This window comes from Flavobacterium sp. IMCC34852, assembly GCF_030643905.1.
In the GTDB taxonomy this organism is placed as follows: Bacteria; Bacteroidota; Bacteroidia; order Flavobacteriales; family Flavobacteriaceae; genus Flavobacterium; species Flavobacterium rivulicola.
The window spans coordinates 1,933,447-1,952,450 of record NZ_CP121446.1 but is presented as its reverse complement, the minus strand read 5'-3'; the positions used below and the strand labels follow the sequence as shown (position 1 = coordinate 1,952,450).

16 protein-coding genes are annotated in these 19,004 nt (G+C 38.1%); 9 read left to right on the top strand and 7 right to left on the bottom strand.

All coding sequences use genetic code 11. From position 1 onward, the window contains the following. Window positions 1-59 precede the first annotated feature (59 nt). Window positions 60-1,085, bottom strand: a complete 1,026-nt coding sequence (locus P7V56_RS08470) for a threonine aldolase family protein (RefSeq protein WP_171223223.1) — start codon at window positions 1,083-1,085, stop codon at window positions 60-62. A gap of 149 nt (window positions 1,086-1,234) precedes the next feature. On the opposite strand from P7V56_RS08470, the gene prfB reads away from it, so the two are divergent. Continuing rightward, window positions 1,235-2,333, top strand: a protein-coding gene (gene prfB, locus P7V56_RS08465; RefSeq protein WP_171223222.1) for a peptide chain release factor 2 whose coding sequence is annotated in 2 segments (ribosomal slippage) — window positions 1,235-1,297 and window positions 1,299-2,333 — 1,098 coding nt in all. Because the reading frame shifts where the segments join, the coding sequence is not laid out codon by codon here. Between the two features lie 79 nt (window positions 2,334-2,412). Then, entirely contained in the window at window positions 2,413-3,408 is a 996-nt protein-coding gene (lpxD, locus tag P7V56_RS08460) for a UDP-3-O-(3-hydroxymyristoyl)glucosamine N-acyltransferase (RefSeq protein WP_171223221.1), read from the top strand. A gap of 221 nt (window positions 3,409-3,629) precedes the next feature. Here the strand turns inward: lpxD and P7V56_RS08455 are convergent, their stop codons facing one another. The 4 genes from P7V56_RS08455 to P7V56_RS08440 form a co-directional block, all read right to left on the bottom strand. After that, window positions 3,630-4,397 carry a dienelactone hydrolase family protein gene (locus tag P7V56_RS08455; protein ID WP_171223220.1) on the bottom strand — a complete coding sequence of 256 codons (768 nt, stop codon included), beginning with the start codon at window positions 4,395-4,397 and terminating at the stop codon, window positions 3,630-3,632. Between the two features lie 97 nt (window positions 4,398-4,494). Then, window positions 4,495-5,718, bottom strand: a complete 1,224-nt coding sequence (locus P7V56_RS08450) for a porin (protein WP_171223219.1) — start codon at window positions 5,716-5,718, stop codon at window positions 4,495-4,497. 128 nt (window positions 5,719-5,846) lie between these two features. Continuing rightward, window positions 5,847-7,178, bottom strand: a complete 1,332-nt coding sequence (locus tag P7V56_RS08445) for an inorganic phosphate transporter (protein ID WP_171223218.1) — start codon at window positions 7,176-7,178, stop codon at window positions 5,847-5,849. 25 nt (window positions 7,179-7,203) lie between these two features. Then, window positions 7,204-7,848, bottom strand: coding sequence for a DUF47 domain-containing protein (locus tag P7V56_RS08440; protein WP_171223217.1), 645 nt, complete (start codon window positions 7,846-7,848; stop codon window positions 7,204-7,206). Between the two features lie 180 nt (window positions 7,849-8,028). Between P7V56_RS08440 and P7V56_RS08435 the strand changes: the two genes are divergently transcribed. From P7V56_RS08435 to P7V56_RS08415, 5 genes are all read left to right on the top strand, one after another. Then, window positions 8,029-9,657: an acyl-CoA carboxylase subunit beta gene (locus P7V56_RS08435; protein ID WP_171223216.1), complete on the top strand. Its 1,629-nt coding sequence runs from the start codon at window positions 8,029-8,031 to the stop codon at window positions 9,655-9,657. Window positions 9,658-9,670: 13 nt separating this feature from the next. Then, window positions 9,671-10,102, top strand: coding sequence for a hypothetical protein (locus P7V56_RS08430; RefSeq protein ID WP_171223215.1), 432 nt, complete (start codon window positions 9,671-9,673; stop codon window positions 10,100-10,102). Window positions 10,103-10,151: 49 nt separating this feature from the next. Then, window positions 10,152-11,798, top strand: a complete 1,647-nt coding sequence (locus P7V56_RS08425) for an RluA family pseudouridine synthase (protein WP_171223214.1) — start codon at window positions 10,152-10,154, stop codon at window positions 11,796-11,798. A gap of 48 nt (window positions 11,799-11,846) precedes the next feature. Further along, window positions 11,847-13,466, top strand: a complete 1,620-nt coding sequence (locus tag P7V56_RS08420) for a M1 family metallopeptidase (RefSeq protein WP_171223213.1) — start codon at window positions 11,847-11,849, stop codon at window positions 13,464-13,466. 79 nt (window positions 13,467-13,545) lie between these two features. Next, the gene (locus tag P7V56_RS08415; RefSeq protein ID WP_171223212.1) at window positions 13,546-13,971 is read left to right on the top strand and encodes a DoxX family protein; all 426 of its coding nucleotides are present in this window, start codon (window positions 13,546-13,548) and stop codon (window positions 13,969-13,971) included. A 66-nt stretch (window positions 13,972-14,037) separates the two neighbouring features. Here the strand turns inward: P7V56_RS08415 and P7V56_RS08410 are convergent, their stop codons facing one another. Then, window positions 14,038-15,078: an AMP-binding protein gene (locus P7V56_RS08410; RefSeq protein WP_171223211.1), complete on the bottom strand. Its 1,041-nt coding sequence runs from the start codon at window positions 15,076-15,078 to the stop codon at window positions 14,038-14,040. Further along, window positions 15,071-16,021: a CPBP family intramembrane glutamic endopeptidase gene (locus P7V56_RS08405; RefSeq protein WP_171223210.1), complete on the bottom strand. Its 951-nt coding sequence runs from the start codon at window positions 16,019-16,021 to the stop codon at window positions 15,071-15,073. The genes P7V56_RS08410 and P7V56_RS08405 overlap by 8 nt, the downstream gene beginning before the upstream one ends. A gap of 71 nt (window positions 16,022-16,092) precedes the next feature. On the opposite strand from P7V56_RS08405, the gene arsC reads away from it, so the two are divergent. Then, window positions 16,093-16,434 carry an arsenate reductase (glutaredoxin) gene (gene arsC, locus P7V56_RS08400; RefSeq protein ID WP_171223209.1) on the top strand — a complete coding sequence of 114 codons (342 nt, stop codon included), beginning with the start codon at window positions 16,093-16,095 and terminating at the stop codon, window positions 16,432-16,434. A 93-nt stretch (window positions 16,435-16,527) separates the two neighbouring features. Continuing rightward, a complete protein-coding gene (locus tag P7V56_RS08395; RefSeq protein ID WP_171223208.1) occupies window positions 16,528-18,984 on the top strand; it encodes a TonB-dependent receptor in 2,457 nt (818 codons plus the stop codon). The last annotated feature ends 20 nt before the right edge of the window (window positions 18,985-19,004 follow it).

Genomic DNA, 19,004 nt, shown 5'->3' with positions numbered 1-19,004 from the left:
GCAAAGGCGATTTGGATTTCAACAGAAAGTTATAAACTTAAAAATTAACATTTGCTTGCTTAGAATTCAATCTTTCCTAATGTTTCCAAAACATATTCATGCATCACTTGACGGTAATCTAAATGCGTAACCATGCGCAAAGCACCTTTGCCAAGCAAACTGATGACAATGCCTTTTTGTTTAAGCTTGTCCATCACCGCTTTGTCGTCAATGTGTGGCTGAACGGAAAACACTATAATATTGGTTTCTACCGGTTCTACTTTCGCCACCCAAGGTAATTGTTGTAAAGTTTGCCCGAGTTCCTTAGCTCTTCGGTGGTCATCAGTCAATCGGTTGATGTTGTTTTGCAAAGCATAAATACCGGCTGCCGCCAAATAACCCGATTGGCGCATGTTGCCGCCAAATATTTTTCGAATACGCAAAGCCTTATGCATCGTCTCAGCATCAGAAATCAAAACTGAACCAATCGGCGCACCCAATCCTTTAGAAAAACAAACGGAAATGGTGTCGAACAATTCCCCAAATTGCTTCGGATGCTGCTTCTTCTCCACAATCGCATTCCACAAACGCGCACCGTCTAAATGGTATTTTAAGTTGTTATCGACACAAACTTGCTTGATTTTTTTCAATTCCTCTAAATCATAACAAGCGCCGCCGCCTTTGTTGGTTGTGTTTTCAATAGCTACCATTTTTGACAATGGTGCGTGATAAAACTCAGGATCATTAATTCCGGCTTTAACTTGTTCCGCAGTTATCATTCCTCTATTGCCATCTAACAAATTAAAATTTACGCCACTGTTAAAGGAAGCACCACCGGCTTCGTATAAGTGAATGTGCGACCATTTATCGCAAATGATTTGGTCTCCGGGATTGGTATTTAATTTAATCGCCGTTTGATTCGCCATCGTTCCCGAAGGAAAAAACAACGCGGCTTCTTTCCCAAACAAATCGGCCACCATTTTTTCAAATGCGTTAACGGTTGGGTCTTGCTTAAACACATCATCACCAACTTTGGCGTTGAACATGGCTTGCAACATTTCGGGAGAAGGTTTGGTTACGGTATCACTGATTAAATTAATTTCCATATTTTATGAAGATAGCTTACTTTCGCATTATATTTATTAGAAGCTAATCCCGCTATTCGCTACAATCTTTTTTAAATTGATATTTAAAAAAGGATTTTCACTACTATCGGGGCTAGGGTTCAATAGTAAACCACAAAACTACATTATTTATGACAAATACCGAACAAATAAAAGGTATTGTAGAACGCCTTGGTGCGTTGAGGAGGTATCTTTGACATTGATGCCAAGCTTATAGAAATTACCAACGAGGAAGAGAAAACCTTTGCGCCCGACTTTTGGAACAACGCCAAGGAAGCCGAAATCATTGTCAGAAACTTGCGCTCTAAGAAAAAATGGGTCGAAGATTTTGAGAAAGGCAATGCCATGGCGGAAGAACTGCAAATGGTATACGAATTTTTCAAAGACGGCGATGCCACCGAAGCGGAACTCGACGAACAATACGAAATCACCAATGCCCATATAGAGAATTTAGAATTCAAAAACATGCTTTCTGACGAAGGCGATAGTTTGAGCGCTGTATTGCAAATTACGGCCGGTGCCGGCGGAACAGAAAGTTGTGATTGGGCATCGATGTTGATGCGCATGTATTTGATGTGGGCAGAAAACCAAGGGTATAAAGTCAAAGAACTCAACTTTCAAGAAGGCGATGTAGCCGGAATCAAAACGGTGACTTTAGAAATTGAAGGCGATTATGCTTTTGGGTACCTTAAAGGTGAAAATGGCGTGCATCGATTGGTAAGAATATCGCCTTTTGACAGTAATGCCAAACGCCATACGTCTTTTGCTTCAGTTTATGTTTATCCCTTGGTGGATGATACTATCGAAATTGAAATCAATCCGGCCGATATTGAAATTATCACTTCTCGTTCGAGTGGCGCCGGTGGACAGAACGTAAATAAGGTAGAAACTAAAGTACAGTTGTTTCACAAACCAACGGGAATCCAGATTCAATGTTCGGAAACGCGTTCGCAACAAGACAACCGCCAACGAGCGATGCAAATGTTGAAATCGCAATTGTATGAAATTGAGCTAAAAAAACAACAAGCCCAACGCAGCGACATCGAAGCCGGAAAAATGAAAATCGAATGGGGTTCACAAATTCGGAACTATGTAATGCATCCTTATAAATTGGTCAAAGACGTGCGTTCCGGTTACGAAACCAGCGATGTTGATGGTGTCATGAACGGTAATATCGATGAGTTTTTGAAAGCCTATTTAATGATGATGGGACAAAAAGAAGAAGAATAAGTGACCTTTTGATTTTGGATTATTAGGATTTTCAAATACAATTTCAGTAATTTGAGAACTATAACCAACCAAAACCACTATGCGTTCTTTTTCAATTCAAGAAATTAATGAGGTATTACAGGGCGAAATCGTCGGTAATGCTGCTCAAAAAATTACAGCTCCGGAGCAGTTAGAATCCGCTTCGGAGACTGAAATATCCTTTATAGGCAACAAAAAATATGAAAAACTTTGGGCTACTTCCAAAGCTTGTGTTGCTGTGGTAAACCAAGACATCAGCATTGAACCCGGTGACAATCGAGCATTTATCAAAGTAAAAAATGCCGATTTAGCCATGTCACAAGTATTGGAGATGTTTGCTCCTGCTCCACCCATATTTTCTGTAGATATTCATCCAACCGCAATTATTGACGACTCCGTTTCTATTGGAAATGGCGTTCGCATTGGCGCCGGCTGTTATATTGGTCCGAATGTTGTCATAGGCGAAAACACAACGATTTATCCAAATGTTACTATTTTGGACGAATGTACGATTGGGAAAAATACCATCATTTGGTCGGGAACTGTTATCCGTGAGCGCTGTCATGTGGGAAGTCATTGTATTTTACATCCCAATTGCACCATTGGCGCAGACGGATTCGGATTCAGACCTTGTCCGGAAAGAGGTTTGGTAAAAATTCCGCAAATTGGAAACGTAATTTTAGGAAACGGCGTTGAAATTGGGGCTAACTCTTGTGTTGACCGAGGTAAATTCAGCTCCACAGTTTTAGGCGATGGCTGTAAGATTGACAATTTAGTGCAAATAGGTCACAACTCAAAATTGGGCAAATTCTGTATCATGGCCGGAAATTCAGGTTTGGCAGGATCAGTAACTTTAGGCAATGGCGTAATCATTGGCGGAAGCGCTTCGATTAAAGACCATACGACTATTGGTGACGGTGCTATCATTGGCGCAGGTTCAGGTGTAGCCGGAGATGTTGAAGCAGGCAAAACGGTATTGGGTTATCCTGCCATTGACGCTCGCGATGCTTTGAAGCAATGGGCCATTTTGAAAAGATTGGTGAGAGACTCTAAATAATTATGAATTTGAAATTACGAATTACGAAGAGATAAATAATTCATAATTTATAATTCGTAATTCGTAATTATACTTTATATTTGCCATGAGGATTCCGTAAAGGAAGTTACACCTCACCGCAATTGTCGATCGCTCCAGATCGACTTTTGTATTTTATAGAAATGATGAAGCCCAAAGTAGATGACTATTCTGGGCTTTTTTATTAAACTGGAATCAATAATTTATAAAACCTCTTTGAGAAAATCTTTAAGAGCAATCCACGAACGTTTGTCGGCCAATTCATTATAGGCTGCACCTTTGCTGTTATCACTTCCGGCATCTTTATGGGTAAAAGCGTGCACGGAATTGGCATAGTAAACCATTTGCCAATCGGCACCGGAAGCTCTCATTTCTGATTGGAATGCATCCACTTCTTCTTTGGGTACAAAAGGATCATCGGCACCGTGAAGCACTAGAACTTTTGGGTTAATTTTTCCAACCGCTCTGGTAATGTCCTTTCCTAAACCTCCGTGAAAAGAAACTACACCTTGCACTTTTAAATTGGCTCTCGCTGCTTCAATTGCTCCGGTTCCGCCAAAGCAATAGCCCATAACTACGATTTTATCGGGATTGGCACCCATTTTCACTAATTGGTCTAAAGCCAATTGGATTCGCTTTTGGTATTCTGCATAATTTTTTTTGTAATAACCGGCATTTTTTCCGGCTTCGGCACTGTTTTTCGGACGATTGTCTTTTCCGTAAATATCGGCAACGAAGGAATAATAACCCAGTTCAGCTAATTTACTTGCGCTTTCTTGAGAATGAGCATCAATTCCAAACCAAGCCGGTAAAACCAATACGCCGGGTTTGTCTTTTGACTCACTTTTTGGCTTAATGCCAAAGCCGCTTAACACTTGTTCACCGTCTTTGTAGTCGACGGCAGTGAGTTGGGCAAAACTGTTGAATGACAATGACAGTACTATCGCCATGATGATTGTTTTTAGTTTCATAGTAATTAAATTAGTTAGCCCTAAAATTAACTATTAAATGGTAAAACAAAAGTTAATACCATACTAAATAAAAAAAGTCTCCGAAGAGACTTTAGTATTATATTCCGATTTCGACTTGAAAGCGCAAGTACCAATTGTTTTTAGAACTGCCGTCGAAATATTTCAAAGTATCATAATTCAACTCGGCCTGCAATTTGAAAGTGTGTTCCCAAATGTATTTGGTCAAACCAAGCGAATATTCACGGGTATTTGGTGTCAAGGTTTCAATATCTTTACCCACATTCTGAGTCGAATATCGGGCAATGAATTCATAATTAGACTTAGTGATATAACTGGCTTGGTAGTCAAATCCGTTACCAACAAACACATAATTGCTTTCGGTAATATCATCGGGATTGAAAGTTAACGCATTTTCGTTCGTGGTTCTCGACATATAGCTCATCATGGCTGCCCAACCGTTGTATTTGAACATGGCATCTAATAAAACAGATTTCATGGTTCTTCTTTCGAATAAATCATTACCCAATTGTCCTTGCGTACGCTGTGCATGATTGTTTTGGTGAAAAGCACCGGATAACAATAATTTTGGTTTCTTTTCACGGATTACATCACCTTCAAAATAAGTCCCGTCTTTGGTAAAAGCACCAAAAGGCATTAACTCTAATTTTCCTGTCACCGCAATTCCATCATCGGCTTTACCGGTTTGGTTTCTTCCTTCACCACTTGAAAGTGCTGTTTTTATATTATAAGAGAATTTGTCTTTGAATTCGTTCATGTCATGGACTTGAAAACCAAAATCCCTATCAATAGTAAACCTGGCATTGTTAATGGTTCTGTCGGTTAATTGCAAACCTCCGGATGAATTAACACGTTGTCGGTTTCCGGGTAATTTGGTTTGTCCGAAACTGATATTCCAATGTTTATTTGGGCGATAGAATATTACTGCGTCACGAATGATGTTAATATTTTCTCCGTCTTTAATCTCTCCAACATCTCCGGGAGCAAAAGACAATTGCACTGCGTATAAGAATTTCGGGTTACCTACATATCCGTCAAAACGCAAACGCAAACGACGCACTTGTCCGTCATAGGCTCCGTTTTCACCGTCATTTTCTATATAAGAAACGCGATTTTGCATTCTGAAGCGAATGTTCATTTGGAACAAACTATCTGGAGAAGTTATTCCGATTCCTTTACCAAAACTGTAATACGGCAAAGCCGATAGTTTGATATCGTTGTCATGCTTGGTCTGCTCAATAGTAACCTGAGCCGAGATTGATATTGATACCAGTAAAGTAGCAATGAGTAATACTTTTTTCATGTTTAGTTGTGTGTGTTGTTGTTTAGTCTTAATGATAAATTGATGTTTAGTAAATGATTTAATAACAAATAAGGATTAGTTATAAAAAAAGCCAACCATTACAGTTGGCTTATTTGCATATAAATTTTTTAGATAAATATTTTTAATAAATAATAAACCAAAGCCGCTAAAACTGCAGAAACCGGAATGGTTAAAATCCAAGCCCACAATAGTTTTACAGTTACACCCCAACGAACGGCTGAAACCCTTTTGGTCACTCCTACTCCAATGATAGAACCTGTGATGGTATGTGTAGTCGATACAGGAATTTTGAAGTGTTCTGTAGAGAATAAAGTTAACGCACCCGCTGATTCGGCAACTACGCCTTCAAAAGCGGTTACTTTAGTAATTTTGGAACCCATAGTTTTTACAATTTTCCAACCACCACTTAAAGTTCCTAAAGCGATAACAGTATAACAAGTTAATGGAATCCAACCCGGCATTACACCGTCAATTTTCACACCGTCTTTTTCAGAAGGTAAAACCACATTCAGGTCTAACCAACCGGCAGACATATCGATATTCGGATTAGATTTAATGTAAACTGCTACTGCAGCTGCAATGATTCCCATTACTTTTTGAGAGTCGTTTCCACCGTGGCCTAAACTGAAAGCGGCTGAAGACAACAACTGCATTCGCTTTAATACTCTTTCGGCTTTGGCAGTAGAGAAACTACTGAATAGTAAGTTGAATATCGCCAAACTGTAAAAAATCACAGCTACTAAAAACCATTTAATATTAGCCGGCTCAGTAATAACACTCCAAAAATGACTTTCAAAACGCGGTTTCTTTATATCTTCATAAGAAACCATTACTGAGGATAAAAACCACAATACTAAAAGCATTAAAACCACAGTCAAAACTTTTGGCCAAACATTCTTTTTAGAAGAATACATTAACCATAGAGAAATGAAATAGGAAATAATCATTCCCAACAAAGGAGCAAAAACAATAAACAAGATCACGATAACAACTCCAGAAGGCAATAGTTCTCCTTCTTTAGCATCTTTTAACCAGTTTACAATTTTGAATCCAGCGTGTTCCGGATCGGTAACATCTCTGAAACCATGTGCAATAGCTGCTCCAGCGAATCCACCAATTAAGGTATGTGACGATGAAGATGGAATTCCTTTCCACCAAGTGATAAGGTTCCAAATAATAGCCGCTATGACTCCGGCCAAAATCACCGTTAAATCAATGCTGCTGGTATGCGCCGTTTTGGCTACGGTATCGGCAACACCAAATCCAAAAACCCAATAGGCTAAGAAGTTAAAAAGCGCTGCCCAAAGTACTGCCTGAAAAGGCGTAAGAACCTTAGTCGCTACAATCGTTGCAATAGAGTTGGCCGCATCATGAAAACCATTGATGTAGTCAAAAACTAACGCAAGAAAGATGATAATTAATAATAAGGTAAAATCCATAAAAGTTGGTTTTTATTATAACTGTTTATGAATGTTTTACTGAAATTTGTTCCATTACGTTGGAAACACTTTTACATTTGTCTGAAGCTGACTCCAAAGCAGAAAGTACTTCTTTGTATTTGATGATGTTTTTTACATCAGTCTCATTTTCAAAGATATCCGCTACCGCTTTATCAAATACTGAATCGGCTTTGCTTTCTAATTTATTGATTTTTTTACAAGTATCTTTTATCGCTTTGTGGTCTTTCATGTCTTTCAATTCTTTGATACCCACATTAATCAACTGACAAGCTTCTAAATTAATCTCTGTTAATTTACGAATCGACTTGGTGATTTTTTCCACTTGGTACAAACGCATTCTACTTGCCGCACCGTGCATATAATCTGCCACATTATCAATCGCTTTAATTAAGGAGTGGATGTCTTCTCTATCAAAAGGAGTGATAAAGTTTCTACTCAATTCCAAGTGTGTTTTATGAGTAATCTCTTCGATGGTTGCTTCCAACTCTTCGATTTTTCTGAAATAATCTTCACGTTCTGTTTTTGGAGCATTTACGGCTTCGTGCAAGGTTTCCGCTAATAAAACTAAATTTGAAGAGGCTTGTTCAAAAAGAGGAAAGAATTTTTTATCTTTTGGAACTAAAAACTGGAAAATACTGTTTATTGACATAGTGTTAAAATTTGATGCAAATGTATTACTCTAATGTTAAGTGAATATTAAATATACTATTACTATTTCGATCGGATTTTACAATTTGTTAACATAAAAAACAGCTGCGAATTCTACCCTGATTTCTCTTATTGAAAACGTTTTCGTAGCTTAGCATCCGAATAAAACAAACACCATTATATGGACATCAACTTCAATAAAAACGAAGATCACAACAAACTTTTACTCACCGATTTAAAACAACGTTTCGCCAAAGTAAGGGTTGGCGGTGGCGAAAAACGCATCGAAAAATTACATGCCGAAGGTAAAATGACGGCTCGCGAGCGTATCAATTATTTGCTTGACGCTAAAGCCAACAGCATTGAAATCGGTGCTTTTGTAGGCGATGGTATGTATGCGGAACACGGAGGTTGTCCTTCCGGTGGCGTGGTGGTTAAAATGGGTTATATCAAAGGCAAACAATGTATAGTAGTAGCCAATGATGCTACCGTAAAAGCCGGTGCTTGGTTTCCGATAACGGCCAAAAAGAATTTACGCGCACAAGAAATCGCCATGGAAAATCGTTTGCCGATTATTTATTTGGTCGATTCAGCCGGCGTTTATTTGCCGATGCAGGACGAAATTTTCCCCGACAAAGAACATTTCGGACGCATCTTCAGAAACAATGCCATCATGAGTAGTATGGGCATTACCCAAATTGCAGCCGTTATGGGAAGTTGTGTTGCCGGTGGTGCCTATCTTCCGATTATGAGTGATGAAGCCATGATAGTAGATAAAACAGGAAGCATTTTCTTGGCCGGAAGTTATTTGGTAAAAGCCGCCATTGGCGAAAACATCGATAACGAAACGCTTGGCGGCGCTACAACGCACTGCGAAATCTCAGGTGTGACCGATTATAAAGCCAAAGACGATAAAGACGCTTTAGATAGAATTAAAAGTATAGTAGGTAAAATAGGCGATTATGATAAAGCTGGTTTCAACCGCGAAAAACCTCAAAAACCGGCTTTAGACGAAAAAGAAATCTACGGTATTTTACCCAAATCGAGAGCCGAACAATACGACATGATGGAAATCATCAAACGTTTGGTCGACAACTCCGAAATGGACATGTACAAACCCGATTACGGTAAATCCATCATCACTTGTTACGCCAGAATTGACGGTTGGGCTGTGGGTATTGTTGCCAATCAAAGAACAGTTTCTAAAACCAAGAAAGGCGAAATTCAATTTGGCGGCGTAATCTACTCAGACTCTGCCGATAAAGCTACACGTTTTATTGCCAATTGCAACCAAAAGAAAATTCCGTTAGTTTTCGTGCAAGACGTAACCGGATTTATGGTCGGTTCCAAAAGCGAACACGGCGGCATTATTAAAGACGGAGCCAAAATGGTCAATGCGGTTTCCAATTCGGTTGTACCCAAATTTACTGTGGTAGTCGGAAACTCTTACGGTGCCGGAAACTACGCCATGTGTGGCAAGGCTTATGATCCAAGGTTAATCTTCGCTTGGCCAAGTGCGGAATTGGCGGTTATGGGTGGAACGCAAGCCGCAAAAGTATTGGCCCAAATTGAAGCTTCTTCCCTAAAAGCCAAAGGCGAAACCGTTGACGAAAAAACAGAGCAAGAACTATTCGATAAAATCAAAGCGCGCTATGATGCGCAGGTTTCTCCTTATTATGCCGCAGCAAGATTGTGGACGGATGCCATTGTCGATCCGTTGGAAACACGCACTTGGATTTCTATGGGAATTGAAGCCGCAAATCATGCGCCTATTGAGAAGAAATTTAATTTGGGTGTGATACAGGTTTAAATAAATTTATAAAATGAAACGACTTTTCCTTACTCTCTTACTGATAACAAGCTTTGCTATTAATGCTCAGACCGAGGATTGTTCCGGAAGTTATTTCTTCTTAATTGAAGGCAAAGACGGTCATATTCTCGACTATAAAATACAACTCAATCCCGACCAAACATTTGTCTTTACGAGTTTTAACCGAGTAGTTGACATGCGTGGCAATCACGATACTAATAAAAAAGGTAAAGGAACTTGGAAAGTAGAAAATAAAATCATCAAATTCACTACAGAACCAACCGACTTAAATCAAGATTATACCTTGAATTTCAGCGGAACAACCGCCCGAATTGTGAAAAAATCACCTCGAGATACTTCTGACAAGGTTATACCAACGGCGCTTCAATTTTACAAATCTGAAATTCGTACCATAGAGAATTTGAAATTTTTGTTGAAGGAATAAAAATCATTAATTAGCCAATAATTTACATTTCCTTTTTAGCTTTGCTGCGATGAAGTCAACTTCTAATTTTATCGCTTTCCAACAAAACATTTCAGGTATTCCTTTACCCGAAAAATTCACCTTTCCGTTTTATTACGAACCTCATGAATTAAGCGTAATCGCTGCAAAAGAACTGCAACATTATCTAGAAACACAAACCGATTTTGAACACAACTTTGGTTTAGATACAGAACAAGATGGCTTAGTTATCGGAAAAATGTTTGGCGTTTTAGTCGTGCAAAATAGTGAAGGTGAATTGGGTTATCTGTGGGCTTTCTCCGGAAAATTGGCGGATAGAAATCATCATACTTTGTTTGTGCCGACTGTATTTGATATGTTGGAAGAAAATAGTTTTTTTAAGCAAGAAGAAGTCATCTTAAATGATTACAATAAAAAAATTGAAAAGCTTGAAAATGAAGCACTTTATCTAAATTCAATTCAACTATTAGAAGAAACTAAGTCGCAAGCCGAAAAAGAAATTCAGGAACAAAAAGAAAAGATAAAAATCGGCAAAAAACGCCGTGCTGAAATCCGTAAAAACAATCCTGAAGCCGATGTAGAACAACTCAACAAAGAGAGTCAAGAAGAAGGTATCCTACTCAAAAAAATGACTTTATATTGGAACCATCAACTAAAAGCAGCAACACAATCGGTTGAGAGCTTCAGCATAAAAATCAACCAACTCAAAGAAGAACGCAAACAAAAATCGGCGCAACTCCAGCAACAATTATTTGCAAAATATGCTTTCCTCAATCGGTACCGAGAATTGAAAAGTTTGGGAGAAATATTTGATGGCAATCCACCGGCCGGCGCCGGAGAATGTGCAGCACCCAAATTACTGCATTACGCTTTCCAAAATGAATTGAAACCAATTGCTATGGCGGAGTTTTGGTGGGGACAATCGCCCAAATCCGAAGTTAGAAAACACGGTCAGTTTTATCCGGCCTGCACGGGAAAATGCGAACCCATTTTGACACACATGCTCAAAGATATTCCATTGGAAGACAATCCGTTTCAAATGAATCCTGCGGAAGGCAAAATGCTTGAGGTTGTTTACGAGGATGCGTATTTAGCCGTGTTCAATAAACCCGCCGAGTTTTTATCCGTTCCCGGAAAACAAATCACAGACTCAGTTTACACTCGTGTCAAAAATCTTTATCCAAATGCTACCGGACCATTAATTGTGCACCGCTTAGATATGTCGACTTCGGGTTTGATTTTGATTGCCAAAAGCAGTGAAGTTCATAAAAACCTGCAATCCCAATTTATTAAGCGAAAAGTAAAAAAACGTTATGTGGCTTTACTTGATGGTTTGCCAAAAGAAAACAGCGGAACTTTAGATTTGCCTTTGCGCGTTGATTTAGACAATCGGCCGAATCAAATAGTTTGTTACGAACACGGTAAACCGGCTCAAACCCTTTGGGAAGTGATTGAGCGAAGAGAGAATCAAACTCTCATCCACTTCTACCCGATTACCGGCAGAACACACCAACTCAGAGTACATGCTGCTCATCATTTGGGACTTAACACTCCAATAGTTGGCGATGATTTATACGGAACAAAAGCCAATCGTTTGCATTTGCATGCAGAAAGTATTACTTTTAGTCATCCCATTTCAAAAGAAACGCTTACAATAACTGTGGCTGCTGATTTCTAAATTCGTAACAAATAGTGAGTTTTGAGACTCATTGACAAACATTTCCGTATGAAAAAACTATTAGGTTGTTCGTTATTACTGTTGGGGTTTCAATACTTAACCGCTCAAAAAGCATTTACCCGAAAAGACACATTACAAGGTGGTTTACGTCCTGAGCGAACTTGTTTTGATGTTTTGCGCTATGATTTGAATATCAAAATTGACCCTAAAGCAAAAACAATCATCGGTTACAATGACATTACTTTTAAACCGGTTGAAAATGCCACGGCCATCCAAATCGATTTATTCGAAAATATGAAAGTCGACAGCATCATCTTTAACAAAAGAAAACTCAGTTATGAGCGAGAGTTTAATGCTGTTTTTATCAATTTTCCAACGCCTTTACTAAAAGACATGCCGGAACAATCGATAAGATTTTATTATTCCGGAAAACCTATTGTTGCCCGTCGTGCGCCTTGGGACGGCGGATTTGTGTTTAGTCAAGATTCCAACGGAAAAGATTGGATTGGCGTGGCCGTTCAAGGTACCGGAGCAAGTTTGTGGTATCCGGTAAAAGATTCTCAAAGTGACGAACCGGACAGAGGCGCAAGCATCAAAGTTGCAGTACCCAATGGTTTGATGAATGTTTCCAACGGTAGATTTTTGGGCTCCGAAGATTTAAAAAACGGTTATACCCGTTGGGATTGGGAAGTAAAAAATCCAATCAATACTTATGATATTACGGTGAATATTGCCGATTATGTTCACTTGCATGATAACTACAAAGGTTTAGACTTAGATTATTATGTTTTGCGAGAAAATGAATCCAAAGCCAAAGCACATTTTGAAGAAGTAAAACCGATGATGGATTGTTTCCAAAGTAAATTCGGGGAATATCCTTTTAAAAATGATGGTTATAAATTGGTTGAAACCTCTTATTTGGGTATGGAACACCAGAGCGCTGTAGCTTATGGCAATAAATATTTTAAAGGTTACCTCGGTATGGATTTATCCGGGACAGGAATAGGATTGACTTTTGATTATATCACCATTCACGAAAGTGGTCATGAATGGTTCGGCAACAGCATCACCACCAAAGATATTGCCGATATGTGGGTACACGAAGGCTTTACCCAATACACCGAAATTGTTTATGTTGAATGTACTTTAGGCTACGAAAAAGCCATGCAATATGCCAACGGATTGCGCATGAATGTTCAAAACGACCGACCAATTATTGGGGATTATGGTGTAAATAGTGAAGGTTCAGGAGATATGTACCCCAAAGGTGCTTTGTTGCTCAATACTTTGCGTCATGTTGTAAATGATGATGCCAAATGGTGGAAAATGATTTTGGATTATTCGAATACCTTCAGACATAAAATTATTGATAACGAAACTGTTATTGCCTTTTTTAATAAAGAAAGTGGTATGAATTTGACTCCGATTTTCAATCAGTATTTATTCAAAACTACTATCCCTAAACTCGAATTAAAAACAAATCAGGGAAAACTAGAAGCGCGCTGGACCAATGTGGAGGCCGACTTTGAAATGCCAGTCGACATTGTTTTAGAGAGCAAAACCATCAGAATTTACCCAAAAAGCAATTGGTCTTCTACAGATTTAAAAGTCAAAGAAATCAATCAAGTCAACATATTAGCCAATAAATTTTACATCTTAACACGCTAATACAATCAAAAAAAGCGTGATTTTTTTCCGTATCTAATTAATAAATAGTAACTTAGACTAAACTTTAAACTTACTTATTATGGATACTTCAGTAAAAGGTTTGAACAAATGGGCCAATGCCCATTCAACAATTTGGTTTGATGCGCTCAGAATTCTTCTTGGTATTTTTTTGATTTACAAAGGCGCTTATTTCATCAGTAATAGTAGAGATTTTGAAGACTTAATTGCTCCCGCCAGTAATTTTCTCGGTGGCATGTTGACTTTCCACTACATTGCTTCGGCTCATATCATGGGCGGGATTATGATTATTTTTGGTTTATTGACCCGCTGGGCTTTGATTGCTCAATTACCGATTCTGTTGGGTGCGGTTTTAATCAATTTTATTGGCGAAATGAATGCGATGAATTTATTGGTAGCCACAGTTACCTTAGCACTCAGTGTTTTTTACACTATTTATGGAAGCGGTAAGCATTCAGCAGACTACTATTTCAAAATGCAAAAATAAATGTTGTAATTCCCATAACAACAGAAAAAACGCACTAAGGTTGAATTACTCTAGTGCGTTTTTGGTTTATTGCATGGTTTCTTTTCGCATGACTTTGCCACTACCTGTTTCTTTGAAGCTATTGATAAAAATAATTTCTTTAGGCTTTTCATATTTATCCAATTCATTGTATAAATCATCTCCTAAATCATGCTTCTCGCCTTCAACCACTAAAATGACTTTTTCACCTAATTCTGCATCCGGCTTAGAGGTAATAAAGAAACGTTGGTTAATTTTGTGTGCCAACTTCTCCTCTATTTGCTCCGGAATTAATTTTATACCGCCACTGTTAATCACGTTATCCATTCGACCTAAAAATACAAATTGATTTTCGTTGACCAATTCTACAATATCGTTGGTTACAATAACATCATCTGAAATTCTCGGCGCATGAATAACTAAACAATTTCTGTCGTCATACGAAATGGTAACACCCGGTAAAACAGTGAAAGCCTTTTCACCCAACTTGCGAGCGGCTATATGCGTAATGGTTTCTGTCATTCCATAAGTTTCAAAAACTTGTGTTGGCAGTTTTAACAATTGTTTTTCAAGATTTTTGTTAATCGCAGCGCCACCGACAATCATTTTCTTTACTCGTTTAAGTTCGACTAAAGAATTTTGAGCTTGCAACGGAACCATGGCTACAAAATCAAAATCCATATCTAAATGATCTAATGGATGTGAACTTGGCGCTACAAACTCTAAATCCAAACCCAAAATCATGGCACGAACAAGCATCATTTTTCCGGCCACATATTTCACAGGCAAACATTGAAGCGCTCTATTTCCGGGGTGCAATTCAAAAAAATCTCCCGTAGCCAAAGCCGATTCGACCATGGCTTGTTTACTCACACTGATTATTTTAGGCGCTCCGGTCGTTCCCGAAGTCTGCATTTCGATATAACTTTTGCTGTCAAACCAATCCAACAGAAAATCACCAACAGGTTTCTCAAAATCTTCTCCTTCTTTAATAAAACTATAGGCTACACGGCATAAATCTTCTCTGTTGAGATGAAATCCATTCAATTTGAATTGGTTATGTACATTTTCGTAGGTTGGATTAATCATGATTTTCGCTATTTTGAGTGGATTCTTTAATTATTATGTTTCCGGTTAATTTTTCTTTCCAATCGGTCCAATGGTATTTTTTACTAAAGATAAATAATAGAATCGGAAAGATAATAATGATTGGAGTCAAAATTTCAAATCCAACCGATGGAGTTGATAGGTCTTTGAGTACGGAATGGGTTTGAAAAGCCGACCAATCGGAAGTAACCAACAAAGCAGTAACCAAATTATTAGCTGCATGAAAACCCAAAGCCAATTCCATTCCTTCATCCATCAAAGTAATGATACCCAGAAAAAAACCGGTACCTATATAATAAACCAAAATAATATACCCCATTTTTTCCACTTCAGGATTGGCAATGTGCATGGTTCCGAATATTACTGAAGTCATCACTAACGGAAACCATTTGTTTTTAGCCAATAGCGCAAAACCCTGCATCAAATAACCTCGGAAAACATATTCTTCACAACTGGTTTGTATGGGAATCAACAAAACACCTATGACGGCCAATATTAAAAACGGAATCGGTTTAAAATTCCATAGAAAATTTTCAGGCGCTGAATAATACAAAGCTGCTGTTGAAGCTACTGTAAAAATTGTCCAAATAGAAAATGAAAAAAAGATTCTTCCCCAATCCACTTTCGCACGAGAGGTTGTGACCGATAATAAGGTTTGTTTGTGAAAATATTTAACCACTAAAACTATGGCTGCTAATCCAAAAACAAAGGATAACAGCAGCAAAAACAAGGTAACATTGGGCGATAAAAACTTCATCACCGCCTCATTCGTAGTTGGATAAGTTTTCCCTGAAGAAAAGGCTTTGACGGCAACAGCAATTGCAAATGGAACCTGCCCAATGGTAGAAGCCAAGATAATCAAAACGGAGCCTAAAATGTATTTCCAAAATTTATTTTCGGGTAAAAAACCATTCTCTAAAAACATGTATTCTTTATTTTTAATTTCGCCTAAGTTACTTTATTTATACAAATATCCATTAATTTGCCTAAAAAAATATGTTCCAAATCCTTCACAATCCGCGTTGCGGCAAATCGAGAAATTGTTTGGCTTTTCTGGAAAATGCCAAAGCCGAATTCGAAATCAGAAACTATTTGCAAAATCCGCTTTCGGTATCTGAACTGCAAGAATTGCTCACAAAACTAAACCTCAAACCCATTGAGTTAGTGCGTCAAAAAGAAACCCTTTGGATTGAAAATTTTAAAGGTAAAACATTAACCGACAAGCAAATTATCAAGGCTATGGCTGATTTTCCCATTCTGATTGAGCGACCAATAGTCATTAAAGAAAACAAAGCCATCATTGGCAGAGAGCTCGAAAAACTTGAAAAATTCCTCTAAAAAAACGCCTCGCATTTTTAACAAAGATTTGGGAATTGTCGCTTAAACCAAAGTGTACTTTTGCATTCTTAAGCAAGAATCAAAACATTTTAGATGAAAAAAATTAAGATTATCTCGACACTTCTTTTACTTTGTTGCTCACTTTTAGCCTTAGCACAACCAAATCAAACCCGTGCTAAATTAGTTATCACAGGAACCGTGATCGAAAAAACGAGTAAAATCCCTTTAGAATACGCCACGATTACTTTAAAAAATACCAAAAACCCAAAACAAATCTTCGGAGGAATAACCGATAACAAAGGAACCTTTTCTGTTGACGCTGCTGCGGGTGAATTTGATATCATAGTCGAATTTATTTCTTTCAAACCAACAGAAATTAAAGCAAAACAGATTACGGCTTCCACCAATTTAGGAACCATTTCGCTTGAAGAAGATGCCACACAGTTAAATGAAGTAGTTGTAAGGGCCGAAAAAACTACTGTAGAAATAAAACTCGACAAAAAAGTTTATAATGTTGGTAACGATTTAATGGTCAAAGGCGGAACAGTAAGCGATGTGTTAGACAACATTCCATCTGTTTCGGTGGATATCGAAGGTAATGTGAGTTTAAGAGGTAACGAAAACGTGAGAATCTTAATAGACGGCAGACCATCCAACGCCATTAACATCACCGAAGCTTTGCGCTTAATACCGGCCGATGCCATAGATAAAGTGGAAGTAATCACCAATCCTTCTGCGCGTTACGATGCCGAAGGTGGCGGAGGATTATTGAACATCATCCTTAAAAAAGGAAAAAATCAAGGAGTTAATGGTACCTTTATAGGGGCTGTCGGTGATCCTAAAAATAACAGCTTAAGCGGAACCTTAAACTACAAAGAAAAAGAGTTCAACCTATTCACCACCCAAGGCTACAGCAACCGAAACAATCCAGGAAATGCTTTAACCAACTCCAGATACCTAAACAGCGACAACACCACGAGAAATTATATGAATGAAACTCGTGAAAACGAACGTCTGAATGAATCATACAACGGGAATTTCGGATTTGATTGGTTCTTATCTAAGTCGTTTACTTGGACCAACATCATTAATTACAGAAGAAGTTTAGGCGATAATACCGATAACGTATTCCAAAACTATTACGATGCTAATAATGTATATGATTACACCAGAAATCGTATCAACTACGAAGACAGCAAAAGTAAAAATGTTGAATACAGTACCAATTTTACTAAAAACTTCAAAAAAGAAGGCCACAAATTAACTATTGACGGTTCCTTCTCTTCCAATTCAGACAGAAACTTGGCTTACATTACTGACCAAGCGACCAATACCAGCGTAATTGGTTTAGATGAAACCAGCAATATCCAAAAGCAAAGCCGAAATTTATTTCAGTTAGATTACATTTATCCTATTGGCAAAGGCAGCCAATTTGAATTTGGATACAAAGGTGATTTTTCTAAAAACACCACTGACTACAGTGTAATCAATGATGGTATTCCGGCACCGGAGTTTACCAATATCTTAGAATACAAAGAAAAAGTAAATGCTTTGTATGCTAATTATGGTTTCAAAGTTAATAAGTTCTCTTTCCTTTTCGGTACACGTTGGGAAGACTCAGATATCGACATCAACCAATTGGTCACCGAAGATTACAACAATAAAAAATACGCTAACTTTTTCCCAAGTGTGTTTTTTACCTACGAAATCGGTGAACAAACCAGTGCTTCCATCAGCTACAGCCGAAGAATACAAAGACCGAGAGGAAGACAGTTAAATCCGTTCAACAACCTATCCAGTAACGTAAACATCTTTCAAGGAAATCCCGATTTAGATCCGGCCTTTACCGACGCTATCGATTTGGGTTATATCAAACGTTGGAACAAACTAACCTTCAACACTTCACTTTACGGGAACAAAACCACCGATGTTTTTCAATTCGTAAGAAGACCAAACGGTGATTTGCAAAATGGTATTCCGGTCATCATCAGTTCGCCTATCAATTTAGCCACTGAATACAGAGTTGGTTTTGAATTCACCCTAAATTATTCCCCTTACAAATGGTGGAAATTGAACAGTAACTTCAACTTTTTCTACAATGAAACTGATGGAGATTATACTTATATCGATATAAACAACAATCCTGTTTACCAAAACTTCGACTTCAAAGCAACGTCATGGTTTACCAGATTGACTTCAAAAATAACATTACCTTATAAGATAGACTGGCAAACTAACGCCACTTACAACGGTCCGCAAAACCAAGCACAAGGAAAAAGCTTAGGTGTTTTTAGTATGAACTTGGCTTTCAGCAAAGACATTTTAAAAGACAAAGGCACCGTATCCTTCAATATCAGCGACGTATTCAATTCCCGAAAAAGAATTTATGAAACCTATCTTCCGGGTCAAGTAGACTCTTATGGCGAAATGCAATGGAGAGTTCGACAAATCAACTTCTCATTTACCTACCGATTCAACGTACAGAAAAATGAAAAAGAAAGAAAACCGCGTAACGGTCAACAAGATGACGGCGGAGATTTCCCAGGATAAACCAGTAAAAAAGCCCCGAA

Bases quoted from the DNA above. Each gene is read 5' to 3' on its own strand.
- P7V56_RS08470 (WP_171223223.1), bottom strand. From the start codon at position 1,085: ATGGAAATTAATTTAATCAGTGATACCGTAACCAAACCTTCTCCCGAA.
- lpxD (WP_171223221.1), top strand. From the start codon at position 2,413: ATGCGTTCTTTTTCAATTCAAGAAATTAATGAGGTATTACAGGGCGAA.
- P7V56_RS08455 (WP_171223220.1), bottom strand. From the start codon at position 4,397: ATGAAACTAAAAACAATCATCATGGCGATAGTACTGTCATTGTCATTC.
- P7V56_RS08450 (WP_171223219.1), bottom strand. From the start codon at position 5,718: ATGAAAAAAGTATTACTCATTGCTACTTTACTGGTATCAATATCAATC.
- P7V56_RS08445 (WP_171223218.1), bottom strand. From the start codon at position 7,178: ATGGATTTTACCTTATTATTAATTATCATCTTTCTTGCGTTAGTTTTT.
- P7V56_RS08440 (WP_171223217.1), bottom strand. From the start codon at position 7,848: ATGTCAATAAACAGTATTTTCCAGTTTTTAGTTCCAAAAGATAAAAAA.
- P7V56_RS08435 (WP_171223216.1), top strand. From the start codon at position 8,029: ATGGACATCAACTTCAATAAAAACGAAGATCACAACAAACTTTTACTC.
- P7V56_RS08430 (WP_171223215.1), top strand. From the start codon at position 9,671: ATGAAACGACTTTTCCTTACTCTCTTACTGATAACAAGCTTTGCTATT.
- P7V56_RS08425 (WP_171223214.1), top strand. From the start codon at position 10,152: ATGAAGTCAACTTCTAATTTTATCGCTTTCCAACAAAACATTTCAGGT.
- P7V56_RS08420 (WP_171223213.1), top strand. From the start codon at position 11,847: ATGAAAAAACTATTAGGTTGTTCGTTATTACTGTTGGGGTTTCAATAC.
- P7V56_RS08415 (WP_171223212.1), top strand. From the start codon at position 13,546: ATGGATACTTCAGTAAAAGGTTTGAACAAATGGGCCAATGCCCATTCA.
- P7V56_RS08410 (WP_171223211.1), bottom strand. From the start codon at position 15,078: ATGATTAATCCAACCTACGAAAATGTACATAACCAATTCAAATTGAAT.
- P7V56_RS08405 (WP_171223210.1), bottom strand. From the start codon at position 16,021: ATGTTTTTAGAGAATGGTTTTTTACCCGAAAATAAATTTTGGAAATAC.
- arsC (WP_171223209.1), top strand. From the start codon at position 16,093: ATGTTCCAAATCCTTCACAATCCGCGTTGCGGCAAATCGAGAAATTGT.
- P7V56_RS08395 (WP_171223208.1), top strand. From the start codon at position 16,528: ATGAAAAAAATTAAGATTATCTCGACACTTCTTTTACTTTGTTGCTCA.